Genomic DNA, 15,418 nt, shown 5'->3' on the forward strand with positions numbered 1-15,418 from the left:
TCTCTCGTTGTTGAGTCATTTTGGAGTCGTACGGCCCGGTTTTGCTTTTTTGGTCTGCCTTCCGGTTACGTGATCGAACTCTCCCAGGTGTATTCCTAATTTGTCAAAAATCTCGACAGCACCGCTTTTTGAGTCCCACTCATATATCCGGTTCTTTCGATCAAGCCAGCGGGCTCTTTTCTTTCCTCCTCCTTGCACTGAAGCTTTTGACTTCACCCTTTTCGTGTCAGGGAATGCGGGAAGCGTGTCTGGATCGTCGTAATACTTATGGTCTGGGAGTTTGCTTAAAACAATGTAAACCGGCTGAACCAATGAGTCCGCGGGAAACACCAAAATGAAATCCCGGTACTCCGGCGGATAAACCGGATTAACCAGAATCCCGTCCGCCGCTTTCGTCGGTGGATACACCCAGATATGCGGCGCTTGCGGTGCAGCCTCCAGCGCCGGAATACTGAGAATGTCGGAGCCATCCACAGCAGGCGTCCAGATCAGTTCGACGCCTTCACCGAGATCCGCAATAAACTGACTGCCGCGCGCGGTGAACTGCACGACATCAACCATTTCCCAATCGCGATTCTTGCCGGTGTAGAAACCGTAACCTTTCAGACTGCCGTCGGCCTGTTGTTCGATTCTCAGCCGAACGCGAGTTCGCGCTTGTTCAAGTCCGCGCAACTGCTCATCGGTGTACAGCGCACTGTCGCCAAGACTCGATGGCATGAACAGCGCGACCAAACCCACCAAAGGCGCAACGGCCGCACTGGATACCACTGCGGGCAGGGCTTCAAACACCGAACCCGCCAACGTCAGACTGCCAAACCCGGCCGGAATAGCTGTTGCACCGATTTTCTTGAGCGGGACGCCGCCGCTGTCATCAGCCTCACGCGCGCCCAGCAAAATCAGCTCACCGTAGTCCTTCAAACTGTCAGTTGGCACCATCCCCGAAGGATTGGCGTAATCGATGATCGCGTCCGGCAATTTGCAGGACTTGGCGAATACGCAGCCGGCCCGAACGACATCGTCCTTTTTCGCCGCCACTTCCCGACCACGCTCGAAAGCCTCCTGCCGGGCCAGCATGGCGTCGTAAGCATTTTGTCTGGCGTCGCGGTCAGCCAGTTCGCTGGCCGTCATGTAGCGGTAGGTGACGTGATGCCCGTCGCCTTGCGGTGGGTTGGGAACCCGGGGAATGTCCTTGTTGCCAGCCACTGATCGTCCTTTCGTTCATCCATCGACAGCCCCTCGCAAGGGACTGGGCAACGTTAACGAAGCAGGAAAATTGTGGCTGTAGGACGTGTCTCTAAAGACGTGGGGATTAGTCGCTGTGTATCAGTGTGGCGGGACTTGTGGCGAGGGGATTTATCCCCGTTGGACTGCGCAGCAGTCCCCAGCTCTTGATTTAAAAGCGGGGGCCGCTTCGCAGCCCAACGGGGATAAATCCCCTCGCCACAGTTGTTCTACGCAGGATTCGGTAATGTGTTTCGGCGACTCGCCGCCGCCGTCACCGCATAACCAATCAGCGCCGCCAGAATAGAGCCGGTCAGAATGCCCATTCGATCCATCCCGGCGTAGTCGCTCACACCCGGTTCAAAGGCCAGCGAACCAACGAACAGGCTCATGGTGAAGCCGATGCCGCAGAGGATCGCCACGCCCATGACCTGGCCCCAGTTGGCGCCTTGCGGCAGGGCGGCGATGCCGACTTTGACGGCCAGCCAGGTGAGGCCGAAGACGCCGACGGTTTTGCCGAGCAGCAGGCCGACTGCAATGCCCATCGGCACGTCGTGGGTGAAGCTTTCGACGGTGACGCCGCTCAGCGACAGGCCGGCGTTGGCGAAGGCGAACAGCGGCAGGATCCCGTAGGCGACCCACGGATGTAGCGCATGTTCGAGGGTCAGCAGTGGCGACGGCTCGGCGTTTTTCGTGCGCAGCGGGATGCAGAAGGCCAGGGTCACACCGGCCAGCGTCGCGTGGACACCGCTTTTGAGCACGCAGACCCAGAGGATCAGCCCGATGATCATGTACGGCCCGAGCTTGACCACCCCGAGTCGGTTCATCGCCACCAGCGACGCAATGCACGCGGCCGCGAGGCCCAACGACAGGGTCGACAGTTCGCCGGAGTAGAAGATCGCGATGATGACGATGGCGCCGAGGTCATCGATGATCGCCAAGGTCATCAGGAAAAGCTTTAACGATACCGGTACACGCTTGCCGAGCAGGGCCAGTACGCCGAGGGCGAAGGCGATGTCGGTGGCGGTCGGGATCGCCCAGCCGCTGAGGGCCGCAGGGTTGTCGCGGTTGAGGAACCAGTAGATCAGCGCCGGCACCAGCATGCCGCCGATGGCTGCGGCGCCGGGCAGGACGATTTGCGACGGCTTCGACAGCTGACCGTCGAGTACCTCGCGTTTCACCTCCAGGCCGATGAGCAGGAAAAACATCGCCATCAGACCGTCATTGATCCACAGCAGCAGGGGTTTAGCGATTTTCAACGCACCGATCTGCGCCACCACGGGGGTGTCGAGCAGGCCGGTGTACAGCCACGACAGTGGCGAGTTGTTGATAATCAGAGCCAGGATGGCCGCGGCGATCAATAACAGACCGCTGGCAGCTTCCAACTGAAAGAAACGCGTGAAAGTGCTACGCAGAGGCAAGGTCGCTCTCCATCGAATCGTCAAAAAGGTGGAACACCCTAACCCGTACTGTTAGTTGTTAAAACAAAAGTTATATTCTTTTTTGTTATATGTCGTTACAGGCTGTCTGGCTCAAGCCACGGTGAGCCTAGCAGTTGCCTGACATATTGAGACTCAGCTGTATCTGTGCGGAATATAGGATTAATCCTAATCTGACGTACGAACCTTTTCAGGAGGTCAATCTCCTGCCCGATTCAACGAGAACACAGACCATGAGCGACAACCGACAGTGGGCCCGCGAAGCCATCCGCATCATCGAAGCGGACTTCCAGCGCAGCGCCGACACCCATCTGATCCCCTTGCCGCTGCCGGGTTTTCCGGGCATCGAGCTGTACTTCAAGGATGAATCCAGTCATCCGACCGGCAGCCTCAAACATCGCCTGGCCCGTTCGCTGTTCCTTTATGCGCTGTGTAACGGCTGGCTCAAACCCGGCGCGCCGGTGATCGAAGCGTCGAGCGGTTCGACGGCGATTTCCGAAGCGTATTTCGCGCGGATGCTCGGTTTGCCGTTCATTGCGGTGATGCCGGCGACCACCTCGAAAGAGAAAATCGCCCAGATCGAGTTCTATGGCGGCAAAAGTCATCTGGTAAAAGATCCGACGCAGATTTACGCCGAATCCGAGCGTCTGGCCCGTGAACACGATGGTCACTTCATCGACCAGTTCACCTACGCCGAGCGCGCAACCGACTGGCGCGCGAACAACAACATCGCTGAATCGATCTTCCAGCAGATGCGTTTCGAGAGGCACCCGGAACCGAGCTGGCTAATTTCCAGCCCCGGCACCGGCGGCACCACCGCGACCCTTGGTCGTTACGTGCGCTATCGCCAGCATTGCACCCGCGTGTTGTGCGCCGATGCCGAGCGTTCAGTGTTCTTCGATTACTACCAGACTGGCGACGCGACTTTGCGTCTGGATTGCGGCTCGCGGATTGAAGGCATTGGCCGGCCACGGGTGGAAGCGTCGTTCCTGCCGAAGGTGATCGATGCGATGGTCAAAGTGCCGGACGCCTTGTCGCTGGCGGCCATGCATTATCTGGCGCAGCGTCTGGGCCGGCATGTTGGTGGGTCGAGTGGCACCAATCTGATCGGCGCGTTGATGGCGGCGCAGCAGATGAAAGCGGCGGGGGAGTCGGGGTCAATCGTGGCGATTTTGTGCGATGGCGGCGAGCGGTATGCCGACACGTATTACGATCAGGATTGGCTGAAGATGCAGGGTTACGAGTTGGCCGATTTGATCGACGCCGTGGCGGCGAGTGCCGAGCGCGGTGAGCCGCTGCCGACTTCAGTCCTTCGCGCCAATATCTGACACAGCCCCTGTAGGAGCAAGGCTTGCCCGCGAAGGCGACAGATCAGTCAACTCAATGTTGAATCTTAATCCGTCTTCGCGGGCAAGCCTTGCTCCTACAAGGTTTTGTGTCAGTCAGTCAGGCCGAGGATGTCGCGTGCCACGGCTTCGGCAATCCGAATCCCGTCCACACCTGCCGACAAAATCCCGCCCGCATAACCCGCGCCTTCACCCGCCGGGAACAAGCCCTTCACGTTCATGCTCTGCAGCGTTTCGTTACGCGTAATGCGCAGCGGTGAAGAGGTGCGCGTCTCGATCCCGGTCAACACCGCATCGTGCAGCGAGTAACCGCGAATCTGCTTCTCGAACGCCGGCAAGGCTTCACGAATCGCTTCAATCGCAAATTCCGGCAATGCCAGGGACAGATCGCCCAGCGCCACGCCCGGTTTGTACGACGGCTCGACTTCGCCCAGTTCGGTCGAAGGAATGTCGTTGATGAAGTCACCAACCAGTTGCGCCGGCGCCTTGTAATCGCTGCCGCCAAGGATAAACGCGTGGGATTCCAGGCGTTCCTGCAACTCGATCCCCGCCAGCGGGCCTCCCGGATAATCGACTTCCGGGGTGATGCCGACGACGATGCCGGAGTTGGCATTGCGCTCGTTACGCGAGTACTGGCTCATGCCGTTGGTGACCACGCGGTTCGGCTCGGAAGTCGCCGCGACCACGGTGCCGCCCGGGCACATGCAGAAGCTGTAGACCGAGCGGCCGTTCTTGGCGTGGTGCACCAGTTTGTAGTCGGCGGCACCGAGTTTCGGGTGGCCGGCGTACTTGCCCAGGCGCGCGCGGTCAATCAGCGATTGCGGGTGTTCGATGCGGAAACCCACCGAGAACGGCTTGGCTTCCATGAACACGCCACGGCTGTGGAGCATGCGGAACGTGTCGCGGGCGCTGTGGCCGAGGGCCAGAACCACGTGTTTCGAATGCAGGGTTTCGCCGCTGGCCAGTTCGACGCCGACCAGTTGGCCGTCTTCGATCAGCACGTCGGTGACGCGTTCCTGGAAGCGCACTTCGCCGCCCAGTTCGCGGATCTGCTCGCGCATGTTTTCAACCATGCCGGTCAGACGGAACGTGCCGATGTGCGGCTTGCTGACGTAGAGAATTTCTTCCGGCGCACCGGCCTTGACGAACTCGTGCAGGACTTTGCGGCCAAGGAACTTCGGATCCTTGATCTGGCTGTACAGCTTGCCGTCGGAGAACGTGCCCGCGCCGCCTTCGCCGAACTGCACGTTGGATTCTGGATTGAGTACGCTTTTCCGCCACAAGCCCCAGGTGTCTTTGGTGCGCTGGCGGACTTCGGTGCCGCGTTCGAGGACGATCGGCTTGAAGCCCATTTGCGCCAGCAGCAGGCCGGCGAAGATGCCGCACGGGCCGAAACCGACAACGATCGGGCGCTGGTTCAGGTCGCTCGGCGCTTCGCCGACGAATTTGTAGCTGACATCCGGCGCCACGTTGACGTTACGGTCGTCGGTGAACTTGCCCAACACGTTGGCCTCGTCGCGCACTTCGAGGTCAATGGTGTAGATGAAGCACAGTTCGGAGGACTTTTTGCGCGCGTCGTAGCTGCGCTTGAACAAGGTGAAATCGAGCAAATCATCGCTGGCGATGCCCAGGCGCTGCACGATGGCAGGGCGCAGGTCTTCTTCGGGATGGTCGATTGGCAGCTTGAGTTCAGTGATTCGTAACATGGCGAGGATCCGGGTTCGCGGGGCGCACAACTGCGCCAGGGCGTTTGAAGGCCGCGATTATAAGCCGCAAAGGCCGGATCCGGTGAGGCTAAAACGCTCAGTCGTTGCGCGATCCGCCGAAATACCCGCAACCGCGCTGCACCTTGCCGTCGATGCGCAACTCGGCGCTCATGTGCTGCACGCTGCCGGTGTTGCTGTCGACGCAGCGCTGCGGCGCGACCCACAATTCAATGCGCTGGTTATTGGCTTCACTGCTGAGGTTGAAGCGGCCATCGCCCAATTGATCTTCAATGTACGGCACGGCGAGTGGCGGCTGGCCTTCACGGTCGATGACCATACCTTTGCCGCTGACCTTGACGTTCCACTCCGGGCCATGGCCGGCGGCACGCAGGATCAGCAGTTTGAAATTCGGATCATCACACGCGGTGCCGGAACGTTCGACGCGATACAACTGGGTCAGATCGAGTCGATCACCGGAGACTTTGCCGCGAACATCGGCGAACAGTTTGCCTTGCTCGTCGGCGAGGGTGGCGGCTTCTTGCAGCACGCTGGTGCCGCCGATGTCGTTGACCACCAGTTGGCGCTGATCCTGACACGGCTGGAACACCAGTTTGCCGTCAGCAGCGGTCAGTTGCCCCTGCATCCGCGTTTGCCCGACGTGCGAGGCACTTTCACGCGGGCCATCGAACAACTGGCACGCCGCAAACAACGGCAGCAGGGCAACAAGGACTAACGAACGGGCAACACGCATCTTCGGCTCTCCAGACAAGTGTCGCCACGTTACGCAGCCTGTCAGTCAAATGCAAAAGATCGCAGCCTGCGGCATCTCCTACACCGAATTACACCCCCCGCCGACAAAATGTAAAACATCGCAACCCCGACATTCCCCGGTAGGAGCTGCCGAAGGCTGCGATCTTTTGATCTCACCCCACATGAAACGTCTGCCCCGTCTGTAGCCCTTCAACACTTTTCGCGTAGGCCAACGCCACATCCGCCGCAGGAACCGGCTTATAGCCACGGAAGTACGGCGCATATTTGCCCATTGCTTCCAGCAACACCGTCGGGCTGATCGAGTTAACGCGCAGGCCACGCGGCAACTCAGTGGCCGCTGCCCGCACAAAGCTGTCCAGCGCACCGTTGACCAGCGCTGCCGACGCACCGCTGCGAATCGGATCGTGGCTGAGCACGCCAGTAGTGAAGGTGAACGAGGCGCCATCGTTGGCGAATTCGCGGCCGATCAGCAGCAAATTCACTTGGCCCATCAACTTGTCCTTGAGGCCGAGGGCGAAGCTGTCTTCGCTCATCTCGCCCAGCGGGGCGAAGGTGACGTTGCCAGCGGCGCAGACCAGTGCGTCGAATTTGCCGGTCTGCTCGAACAGCTTGCGGATCGACGTGCTGTCACTGATATCCACATGGAAATCACCGCTGGTGCGGCCGATACGAATCACTTCGTGGCGTTGCGACAGTTCTTTGTCCACGGCCGAACCGATGGTGCCGCCAGCGCCTATCAACAGAATCTTCATCGAGCTGTACCTCAAGTGTGTGAACGAGGTTTCAGTCTAGAGTGGTTTTTTCTGTGGATAAGCGCACTAATAGGCAACCTTTGGTTTTCAAATGGAAACAATCCATGAGTGAAATGGATGATCTGGCGGCGTTCGCCGTGTTGATTGAAGCCGGAAGTTTCACCTTGGCGGCGCAGCAATTGGGCTGCAGCAAGGGGCAGTTGTCCAAACGCATCAGTCAGCTCGAAGCGCAGTTTTCCGTGGTGTTGCTACAACGCACCACTCGACGCCTGAGCCTGACGGCGGCCGGCGCTGCGTTATTGCCGCAGGCGCAGGCGCTTGTAGTCCAGGTCGAAAAAGCCCGTCAGGCATTGGCGCGGTTGAAGGACGACATGGCCGGCCCGGTGCGTATGACGGTTCCGGTGTCGCTGGGGGAAACGTTTTTCGATGGATTGTTGCTGGAGTTTTCGCATCAGTATCCCGAGGTGCAGATCGAGCTGGAGTTGAACAACAGCTACCGCGATCTGTCCCGCGATGGCTTTGATCTGGCGATCCGTTCAGAAGTGGCCAATGACGAACGACTGGTGGCCAAGCCGTTGCTGGCCTGGCAGGAAATGACCTGTGCGAGTCCCGCGTATCTGGATCGATTCGGCGAACCGGCGACACCACAGGCGCTGGCCGAGCACCGTTGTTTGCTCAACAGCCACTACAGCGGTCGCGAAGAATGGCTGTATCACCAGCAGCACGAATTGTTGCGAGTACGCGTGTCCGGGCCGTTTGCCAGCAATCACTACAACTTGCTGAAAAAAGCCGCGCTGAGCGGCGCCGGTATCGCGCGATTGCCTTCGTACCTGCTGCAAGCGGAATTGGCTGACGGCCGATTGCGCTGGATCCTGCGCGATTATCAGACGCGGCGCATGCCGATGTACCTGGTGCATCCGTATCAGGGCGGGTTGCCCAAGCGCACGCAGGTGCTGGCGGATTATCTGATTGGCTGGTTCAAGCGCAGCGGCGAAGCGCTGGATAGACTCCAGCGCTAACGGTGATCCCCTGTAGGAGCTGCCGAAGGCTGCGATCTTTTGATCCTGAAAAAGAAAGATCAAAAGATCGTCCGATCGCGGCCCGAGCCTTCGGCAGCTCCTACAGGGATCTCTGTTTAGCGGGAAAAACGGCGGGCGATCAGGTGGTCAATCGACAACTTGCCCGGCCCGGTTGCCATCAAATACAGCAACACCGCCGCCCACGTACCGTGAGTCGGGTAAGCATCCGGGTACACAAACAGCTGAATGGTCAACGTCATCCCCAGCAACGCCATGGCCGAAAAGCGCGTAGCAAACCCAATCAGAATCAGCACCGGAAAGAAGTGCTCGGCAAACGCGGCCATGTGCGCGGCGATCTCCGGCGACAGCAGCGGCACGTGATATTCGCTGGTGAACAACGGAATGGTCGAATCGGCCAGACGCGGCCAGCCAAGCTGAAAGGTGCCGTCGATGAGGTCGATCGCCAGCCCCTCGATCTTGGTCTGCCCGGACTTCCAGAACACCGCCGCAATCGCGAAGCGCGCAATGAAAGCGATCAGGCTCTGGGGGATTCTCTCGAGCAGCGCAATGGCGCGAGTGATCAGGTTGTTCATGGCGTTACCTTATTGTTCAAGTGGGTGATGACGTTGCGCGCGATCAGCAAGGCCAGGGTCTGGCTGAGATCGAATTCAGGGCTGTTTTCGGCAGCTGCCAGCAGCGGCTGGCCGTTGATCAGATGGCGGATAAACACGCTGGCACCGTGATCGATGGCGTACACCTCAACCTCCAGTCCGTTGCGCAGGATCAGCGCGTGCTGGCCCTGACGGATCTCGATGCCTTCAAGTGAAGGTTCTTGCTGATGTGCAGCCCAGATCGCAACCACGGCATAAGTGGAATCGAGCAGGTGCAGGGAGGGATGAAGCTTGAAGCGCAGTTCGCTCAAGGCTTGCGGCGCGGCCAAAGCAGCGGTGATCTGTTCTTGCCGCACCGGTTGAGCGTCGGCGGCGTGATAGGCCTGCGTGCGCAGATGCTCAAGGCGCGCGACATCGGCCAGATAAGGCACGCTCGATGCCGGTTCGAAGGCGTCGATAAAGTCCGCAAACGCTTCGCCATAGCGGCTCATCAACGGACTCTGCGGCGGCTGCTGTTGTACGAAAATGGCCGCCATGGCGCGGAAAAATTCCTCGCCGACCAGTTGCGCAACCACCGGATAACCGTCCGCCAGTGCGCTGATCAACGAGTTCTGCACATTGTTGCGGTACACCGCAAACCGGCTGGCGGGATCGGCGCCGTTACTGCTGCACAAACCGGCAGGGCAGGGCAGACGTACATCGAGCAGCGCGGCGCTGAATGCGCTGTGCGTGCTCATGGCCGACTCCCGGCGCACAGCAGCATTTCGTCTGCCTGCTGCGCTTCGGCCAGCAAGGTGTTGAACGGGGGCACCTGATTGTCCCGTTCGATCAAGGTTGCTATCGGCCCGATACGATCCAGCGTCTGCCAATACAAAGCCCAAACCGCCTGATCGATCGGCGCGCCATGATCGTCAATCAGCAATCGGTCGCCGAGGTTGTCGGAATCTTCGGCAAACCCGGCCAGATGAATCTCACCAACCGCGTGCAGGGGCAGCGCATCGAGATACGCCAATGGATCACGGTGATGATTTACGCACGACACATAGACATTGTTGACGTCGAGCAACAGCCCACAGCCGCTGCGACGGATCACTTCATGGATGAAGTCAGGCTCGTCGTACGTTGAATGCTGAAACGCCAGATACGTTGCCGGGTTTTCCAGCAGCATTGGCCGTTTAAGAGTGTTCTGCACCTGATCGATGTGCGCGCAGACGCGGTTCAGCGTCGGCTCGTCGTAGGCCAGGGGCAGCAGGTCATTGAGGAACACCGGGCCGTGGCTCGACCAGGCCAGATGTTCGGAAAAGGAGTGTGGTTGATAGCGCTCGATCAGCTCGGCCAGACGTTGCAGGTGCTGAGTATCCAGCGGGCCTTCGCTGCCGATGGACAGGCCGACGCCATGCAGCGACAGCGGATACTGTTCGCGAATCAAACCGAGAAAGTGATGGAACGGGCCGCCGGCCACCATGTAGTTTTCGGCGTGGACTTCGAAGAAACCGATGTCCGGTCGGGTGTCGAGCACTTCACGAAAGTGCCCGGTCTTGAGCCCCAGCCCGGCACGGGGCGGGAGCCCGGTGAGGGCTGCCTGAGTGTGGGGGAGGGCATGGTCGTCAGGTGTGAACATGATCGTCACTCAGGCAGGCCGTGAATCAGGACTTCGCTTTGAACGCTTCCATCTGGCCGAAACCGGTCGGCGAAGTTTTGCTTTCAGTCTTGGCGCAGGTGCCCTTAGGGACGAGCTTCCAGGCGTTGGCCTGGTAGTCGGTTTTCGCGGTGCCAGCGCAGGTGGTGCCGGCGCCTGCAGCGCAATCATTCTTGCCTTTCATGGCCACGCCAAAGCATTTTTCCATGTCATCGGCCGCGTGGGCGGTAGAAACGGCAGCGATGCTCAGCGCAGAGCCGAGGGCCAGAACCAGGGCGGTGGCGGACAGGGTGCGGGTGGTAGCAGTCATGGTGTTTCTCCAGATTGGGTCGGGGTTTTTACAAGCGTTTTTTGCGCTTGCTTAACCCTCTAGAGAAAGGTCATGGCGATGCGTTACAGCTCAAGTGCAAATCTTTTACAGACACCTGTAGGAGTTGCCGAAGGCTGCGATTTTTTGATTTTGCCTTTCAAGATCAAAAGATCGCAGCCTTCGGCAGCTCCTACAGAGAGATCTGATTTTTTGGAGTAAGCAGGATGCGCTGATAGTGAATGGGTATAAAAAACTGGTATTTATGACAGTAGAGCGAAGAGCGTTCGAGCTCTATATTCCTCATTCAAGAGCATTGATTACCACTCAAAACGAGATGAGGTTTGACATGGATGACATAGAAACGCGTGTGAGGTCGGTGATAGCACAGAATATCCCTGAAGGTAATTCTTCAACGCTCAAGGGGGCAGATCACGTGATTGGTAATTTAGGAGCGGACTCAATAAATGCGGTCGAATTGGTTATGGCGATAGAGCAAGAATTCGACATTGAAATATCTGATGAGGATGCCGAGAGATTTCAATCCGTGCAGCAGATCGTCGATTTTGTTCGCGCCAACGTGTGAAGCAATTTCAAGTCTGGCGAACACCAAACGACTGAGGGCTTCTCTAAGCTGTTGATCTTGTGGGAGCGGGCTTGCTCGCGAACGCGGTGTATCAGTCGACATCATTGCTAACTGACACCCCGCCTTCGCGAGCAAGCCCGCTCCCACAGGGGATTTTTGCTGGGTTGGAGGTTTGTGCTGGGCATAAAAAAAAACGGCCCGAAGGCCGTTTTTTTGTTGGCGAATGCATCAACCGCCGAGGTACGCCTCCCGTACTTTCGGGTCGGTCAGCAGCGCTTCACCGGTGCCTTGCATGACCACACGGCCGTTCTCCAGAACGTACGCGCGATCAGCGATTTTCAGCGCCTGGTTGGCGTTCTGCTCGACCAGGAACACCGTCACACCGTCCTTGCGCAGCATTTCGATGATGTCGAAAATCTGCTGGATGATGATCGGTGCCAGGCCCAGCGACGGCTCGTCGAGCAGCAGCAGTTTCGGCTTGCTCATCAGCGCACGACCGATGGCGAGCATTTGCTGTTCGCCGCCGGACATGGTGCCGCCGCGTTGGTTAAAGCGCTCTTTCAGGCGTGGGAAAAGTCCGAGAACCTTGTCCATCTGTTCCTGATAGTCGCCCTTGTCGGTGAAAAAGCCGCCCATCGAGAGGTTTTCTTCAACGGTCAGACGGGCGAATACCCGACGACCTTCCGGCACCACCGCGATGCTTTTGCGCATGATCTGCGACGAGTCCTGACCGACCAGTTCCTCACCCATGTAGCGGATGCTGCCGCTGTGCGCTTGCGGCGAACCGCACAGCGTCATCAGCAGCGTGGACTTGCCGGCCCCATTGGCGCCGATCAGGGTCACGATCTCGCCCTGACGGACTTCGACGTTGACGCTGTGCAGGGCCTGGATCTTGCCGTAGAAGGTGGAAACGTTTTCGAACTGCAGCATTTACGCTTCCCCCAGGTAGGCTTTGATCACTTCAGGATTGTCGCGGATCTGTTCCGGCGTGCCGTCGGCCAGCGGCGTGCCCTGGTTGATCACGACGATGTGGTCGGAAATGCTCATGACCAGTTTCATGTCGTGTTCGATCAACAGCACGGTGACGTTGTGCTCTTCACGCAGCACGCTGATCAGCGCCTTGAGGTCTTCGGTTTCCTTCGGGTTCAGGCCGGCGGCCGGTTCGTCGAGCATGAGGATCCGCGGACGGGTCATCATGCAGCGGGCGATTTCCAGACGACGTTGCTGACCGTAGGCCAAGGTGCCGGCGGTACGGTTGGCGAACTCCTTAAGGTTGACCTTTTCCAGCCAGTACTCGGCAAACTCCATGGCCTCGCGCTCGCTTTTGCGGAACGACGGGGTCTTGAACAGGCCGGCCAGGAAGTTGGTGTTCAGGTGACGGTGCTGGGCGATCAACAGGTTCTCGACCGCCGTCATGTCCTTGAACAGGCGCACGTTCTGGAAGGTGCGCACCACGCCTTTGAGGGCGATCTTGTGGCCCGGCAGGCCTTGAATCGGCTCGCCGTCGAGCAGGATGCTGCCGCCGGTGGGCTGATAGAAACCGGTCAGGCAGTTGAACACGGTGGTCTTGCCCGCGCCGTTCGGCCCGATCAGTGCAACCACTTGTTTCTCTTTTACGGTCAGGGCCACGCCGTTGACCGCCAGCAAGCCGCCGAAGCGCATGCTCAGGTTCTCAACTTTTAAGATCTCGCGGCTCATTTTCGCAACTCCATGTGTGGGCGTTGCATCGGCAGCAGACCTTGTGGACGCCAGATCATCATCAACACCATCAGGGCACCGAACATCAACATGCGGTACTCGCTGAACTCACGCATCATTTCCGGCAACAGGATCATTACCACGGCGGCCAGAATCACACCCAACTGCGAGCCCATACCACCCAGCACGACGATGGCGAGGATGATTGCCGACTCGATGAAGGTGAACGACTCCGGGGTTACCAGACCCTGACGGGCGGCGAAGAAGCTACCGGCGAAACCGGCGAACGCAGCGCCAAGGGTGAACGCCGACAGCTTGATGATCGTCGGATTCAGGCCCAGCGCACGGCAGGCGATCTCGTCTTCACGCAGCGCTTCCCACGCACGGCCGATCGGCATGCGCAGCAAACGGTTGATGACGAACAACGCCGCCAGCGCCAGCACCAGGGCAACCAGGTAGAGGAAAATCACCTTGTTGATCGAGTTGTATTGCAGGCCGAAATACTCGTGGAAGGTTTGCATGCCTTCCGCAGCCTTGCGTTCAAAGGTCAGACCGAAGAACGTCGGTTTCTCGATGTTGCTGATGCCGTTCGGACCGCCAGTGATGTCGGTCAGGTTACGCAGGAACAGACGGATGATCTCACCGAAGCCGAGGGTCACGATCGCCAGATAGTCACCGCGCAAACGCAGCACCGGGAAGCCCAGCAGGAAGCCGAACGTCGCCGCCATCAGGCCGGCAATCGGCAGGCAGATCCAGAAGCTCAAGCCGTAGTAGTGCGACAGCAGCGCGTAGCTGTAGGCGCCGACGGCGTAGAAGCCGACGTAACCGAGGTCGAGCAGACCGGCCAGACCGACGACGATATTCAGGCCGAGGCCGAGCATCACGTAGATCAGGATCAGCGTTGCGATGTCCACCGCGCCACGCGAACCGAAGAACGGCCACACCAGTGCACCGATGATCAGCGCAATGATGAAGTAGCGTTGCGTGGTCGGCAGGGTCAGGAAGTTGCTGGCCTTGGCCGGGATCAATGGCATGCCCGGCGAGGATTTCCACGCCTTGCTGATCTGCTGGTTGAACAGCACCCGCAGGAACATCAGCACCGAACAGATGGCGATGGTCGCCAGAATCATCGGACTGGTGTTATGCACTTCGAGGTTGATGCCGACGATGGTCAGTTTCAGTCCGAGTACCGGGTAGGCCACAGCCCACACCAGCAAGGCACTGAACAGTGCCTGTTTAAGATTCCTAGTCATACTTTCTCAACCTCCGGACGGCCCAGAATGCCGGTCGGACGGAACAACAGCACCAGAACCAACAAGCCGAAAGCCACGACGTCCTTGTATTGGTCGCCGAAGATATCGGCGCCAAACGCTTCCGCCACCCCAAGCACCAACCCGCCGAGCATGGCGCCGGGGATGCTGCCGATGCCGCCGAGTACTGCTGCGGTGAAGGCTTTGAGGCCGACGAGGAAACCGGCGTTCGGGTTGATCACGCCATATTGCATGCTCAGCAGCACGGCCGCGATGGCCGCCAGCGCAGCACCAATGACGAAGGTCAGGGCGATGATGTTGTTGGTGTTGATGCCGAGCAGGTTGGCCATCTTGATGTCTTCGGCGCAGGCGCGGCAGGCGCGACCCAGGCGAGAACGGGAGATGAACAGCGTCAGGCCGAGCATGGCGATCAGCGTCACCACGAACACCACGATTTGCATGTAGGAAATCAGCACTTCATGTGCGCCACCTGGCCCGAAGGAAATGTTCCCGGGGATCAGGTTGGGGATGGATTTGTCCTTGGAGTCTTGCGCCAGCAGAACCGTGTTCTGCAGGAAGATCGACATACCGATGGCGGAAATCAGCGGGATCAGACGGTTGCTGCCGCGCAGGGGGCGGTAGGCGATCCGTTCGATGCTGTAACCGTAGGAACTGGTGACAACGATGCTCGCAATGAAGGCCGCGGTCATCAACAGCGGGACGTTGTCGATTCCCATCATGGCCAGCCCGGCGATGGCGATGAACGCCACGTAGGAACCGATCATGTACACCTCGCCGTGGGCGAAGTTGATCATTCCAATGATGCCGTAAACCATCGTATAGCCGATGGCAATCAGGGCATACGTGCTGCCAATGGTCAGACCATTAACCAGCTGCTGGAAGAAGTGATAGAGGTCAGGCATTACAACGCTCCTAAAAACCTGATACGCATTTCACTGGTGGAGTCATTTTCCCGCCCGGCCCCGTGGATCTATATCCACTTCGAATCCGGGTTTTGCCAGCGAACCGCTGATGACGGTTTTGAGATTTTCAGGTGGGGAGACTGGCGGATC

General features: G+C 58.9%; 16 protein-coding genes. 3 read left to right on the forward strand and 13 right to left on the reverse strand.

Features of this window, described 5'->3' with window-relative positions; all coding sequences use genetic code 11:
* Window positions 1-15: 15 nt before the first annotated feature.
* Window positions 16-1,203: an S-type pyocin domain-containing protein gene (locus AD669_RS06095; protein WP_053117818.1), complete on the reverse strand. Its 1,188-nt coding sequence runs from the start codon at window positions 1,201-1,203 to the stop codon at window positions 16-18.
* 248 nt (window positions 1,204-1,451) lie between these two features.
* Window positions 1,452-2,642, reverse strand: a complete 1,191-nt coding sequence (gene nhaA, locus AD669_RS06100; protein WP_053117820.1) for a Na+/H+ antiporter NhaA — start codon at window positions 2,640-2,642, stop codon at window positions 1,452-1,454.
* Between the two features lie 251 nt (window positions 2,643-2,893).
* Between nhaA and AD669_RS06105 the strand changes: the two genes are divergently transcribed.
* Window positions 2,894-3,988, forward strand: coding sequence for a PLP-dependent cysteine synthase family protein (locus tag AD669_RS06105; RefSeq protein WP_053117822.1), 1,095 nt, complete (start codon window positions 2,894-2,896; stop codon window positions 3,986-3,988).
* 110 nt (window positions 3,989-4,098) lie between these two features.
* Here the strand turns inward: AD669_RS06105 and AD669_RS06110 are convergent, their stop codons facing one another.
* From AD669_RS06110 to AD669_RS06120, 3 genes are all read right to left on the reverse strand, one after another.
* The gene (locus AD669_RS06110; protein ID WP_053117823.1) at window positions 4,099-5,712 is read right to left on the reverse strand and encodes an NAD(P)/FAD-dependent oxidoreductase; all 1,614 of its coding nucleotides are present in this window, start codon (window positions 5,710-5,712) and stop codon (window positions 4,099-4,101) included.
* Between the two features lie 97 nt (window positions 5,713-5,809).
* Window positions 5,810-6,463: a COG3650 family protein gene (locus AD669_RS06115; RefSeq protein WP_053117825.1), complete on the reverse strand. Its 654-nt coding sequence runs from the start codon at window positions 6,461-6,463 to the stop codon at window positions 5,810-5,812.
* A gap of 172 nt (window positions 6,464-6,635) precedes the next feature.
* Window positions 6,636-7,235 (reverse strand): short chain dehydrogenase, encoded by a 600-nt coding sequence (locus AD669_RS06120; RefSeq protein WP_053117827.1) that lies wholly within the window; start codon window positions 7,233-7,235, stop codon window positions 6,636-6,638.
* Between the two features lie 104 nt (window positions 7,236-7,339).
* Here AD669_RS06120 and AD669_RS06125 point away from each other — a divergent pair, with 104 nt between their 5' ends.
* Window positions 7,340-8,254, forward strand: a complete 915-nt coding sequence (locus tag AD669_RS06125) for a LysR family transcriptional regulator (RefSeq protein WP_053117829.1) — start codon at window positions 7,340-7,342, stop codon at window positions 8,252-8,254.
* Between the two features lie 116 nt (window positions 8,255-8,370).
* Here the strand turns inward: AD669_RS06125 and AD669_RS06130 are convergent, their stop codons facing one another.
* The 4 genes from AD669_RS06130 to AD669_RS06145 are packed head-to-tail and all read right to left on the reverse strand — an operon-like array spanning window position 8,371 to window position 10,814.
* Window positions 8,371-8,847: a DoxX family protein gene (locus AD669_RS06130; protein WP_053117831.1), complete on the reverse strand. Its 477-nt coding sequence runs from the start codon at window positions 8,845-8,847 to the stop codon at window positions 8,371-8,373.
* Window positions 8,844-9,602 carry a DUF2063 domain-containing protein gene (locus tag AD669_RS06135; RefSeq protein WP_053117833.1) on the reverse strand — a complete coding sequence of 253 codons (759 nt, stop codon included), beginning with the start codon at window positions 9,600-9,602 and terminating at the stop codon, window positions 8,844-8,846. Before AD669_RS06135 ends, AD669_RS06130 begins: the two co-directional genes overlap by 4 nt.
* A complete protein-coding gene (locus AD669_RS06140) occupies window positions 9,599-10,486 on the reverse strand; it encodes a DUF692 domain-containing protein (RefSeq protein ID WP_053117835.1) in 888 nt (295 codons plus the stop codon). The genes AD669_RS06135 and AD669_RS06140 overlap by 4 nt, the downstream gene beginning before the upstream one ends.
* Window positions 10,487-10,511: 25 nt before the next feature.
* A complete protein-coding gene (locus AD669_RS06145; protein WP_053117837.1) occupies window positions 10,512-10,814 on the reverse strand; it encodes a DUF2282 domain-containing protein in 303 nt (100 codons plus the stop codon).
* A 346-nt stretch (window positions 10,815-11,160) separates the two neighbouring features.
* Here AD669_RS06145 and AD669_RS06150 point away from each other — a divergent pair, with 346 nt between their 5' ends.
* Window positions 11,161-11,397, forward strand: a complete 237-nt coding sequence (locus AD669_RS06150) for an acyl carrier protein (protein ID WP_053117967.1) — start codon at window positions 11,161-11,163, stop codon at window positions 11,395-11,397.
* Between the two features lie 228 nt (window positions 11,398-11,625).
* On the opposite strand, the gene AD669_RS06155 is transcribed toward AD669_RS06150, so the two are convergent.
* Genes AD669_RS06155 through livH form a run of 4 tightly spaced genes read right to left on the reverse strand, consistent with a single transcriptional unit; the run spans window position 11,626 to window position 15,268 of the window.
* Complete coding sequence (locus AD669_RS06155) at window positions 11,626-12,327, reverse strand: ABC transporter ATP-binding protein (RefSeq protein WP_008082262.1); 702 nt, start codon at window positions 12,325-12,327, stop codon at window positions 11,626-11,628.
* Window positions 12,328-13,095 (reverse strand): high-affinity branched-chain amino acid ABC transporter ATP-binding protein LivG, encoded by a 768-nt coding sequence (gene livG, locus AD669_RS06160; RefSeq protein WP_034154995.1) that lies wholly within the window; start codon window positions 13,093-13,095, stop codon window positions 12,328-12,330.
* Window positions 13,092-14,348 (reverse strand): high-affinity branched-chain amino acid ABC transporter permease LivM, encoded by a 1,257-nt coding sequence (locus AD669_RS06165; RefSeq protein WP_008082257.1) that lies wholly within the window; start codon window positions 14,346-14,348, stop codon window positions 13,092-13,094. The genes livG and AD669_RS06165 overlap by 4 nt, the downstream gene beginning before the upstream one ends.
* The gene (gene livH / locus AD669_RS06170) at window positions 14,345-15,268 is read right to left on the reverse strand and encodes a high-affinity branched-chain amino acid ABC transporter permease LivH (protein ID WP_008082254.1); all 924 of its coding nucleotides are present in this window, start codon (window positions 15,266-15,268) and stop codon (window positions 14,345-14,347) included. Before livH ends, AD669_RS06165 begins: the two co-directional genes overlap by 4 nt.
* Window positions 15,269-15,418 lie beyond the last annotated feature (150 nt).

The organism is Pseudomonas sp. P1.31 (assembly GCF_001269815.1).
Classification (GTDB): domain Bacteria; phylum Pseudomonadota; class Gammaproteobacteria; order Pseudomonadales; family Pseudomonadaceae; genus Aquipseudomonas; species Aquipseudomonas rustica.

Excerpts from the sequence above, each read along its gene's own strand:
- AD669_RS06125 (WP_053117829.1), top strand. The coding sequence starts at position 7,340 with ATGAGTGAAATGGATGATCTGGCGGCGTTCGCCGTGTTGATTGAAGCC.
- AD669_RS06135 (WP_053117833.1), bottom strand. The coding sequence starts at position 9,602 with ATGAGCACGCACAGCGCATTCAGCGCCGCGCTGCTCGATGTACGTCTG.
- livG (WP_034154995.1), bottom strand. The coding sequence starts at position 13,095 with ATGAGCCGCGAGATCTTAAAAGTTGAGAACCTGAGCATGCGCTTCGGC.
- AD669_RS06140 (WP_053117835.1), bottom strand. The coding sequence starts at position 10,486 with ATGTTCACACCTGACGACCATGCCCTCCCCCACACTCAGGCAGCCCTC.
- livH (WP_008082254.1), bottom strand. The coding sequence starts at position 15,268 with ATGCCTGACCTCTATCACTTCTTCCAGCAGCTGGTTAATGGTCTGACC.
- AD669_RS06110 (WP_053117823.1), bottom strand. The coding sequence starts at position 5,712 with ATGTTACGAATCACTGAACTCAAGCTGCCAATCGACCATCCCGAAGAA.
- AD669_RS06130 (WP_053117831.1), bottom strand. The coding sequence starts at position 8,847 with ATGAACAACCTGATCACTCGCGCCATTGCGCTGCTCGAGAGAATCCCC.
- AD669_RS06145 (WP_053117837.1), bottom strand. The coding sequence starts at position 10,814 with ATGACTGCTACCACCCGCACCCTGTCCGCCACCGCCCTGGTTCTGGCC.
- AD669_RS06165 (WP_008082257.1), bottom strand. The coding sequence starts at position 14,348 with ATGACTAGGAATCTTAAACAGGCACTGTTCAGTGCCTTGCTGGTGTGG.
- AD669_RS06120 (WP_053117827.1), bottom strand. The coding sequence starts at position 7,235 with ATGAAGATTCTGTTGATAGGCGCTGGCGGCACCATCGGTTCGGCCGTG.
- AD669_RS06105 (WP_053117822.1), top strand. The coding sequence starts at position 2,894 with ATGAGCGACAACCGACAGTGGGCCCGCGAAGCCATCCGCATCATCGAA.
- AD669_RS06155 (WP_008082262.1), bottom strand. The coding sequence starts at position 12,327 with ATGCTGCAGTTCGAAAACGTTTCCACCTTCTACGGCAAGATCCAGGCC.
- AD669_RS06150 (WP_053117967.1), top strand. The coding sequence starts at position 11,161 with ATGGATGACATAGAAACGCGTGTGAGGTCGGTGATAGCACAGAATATC.
- AD669_RS06115 (WP_053117825.1), bottom strand. The coding sequence starts at position 6,463 with ATGCGTGTTGCCCGTTCGTTAGTCCTTGTTGCCCTGCTGCCGTTGTTT.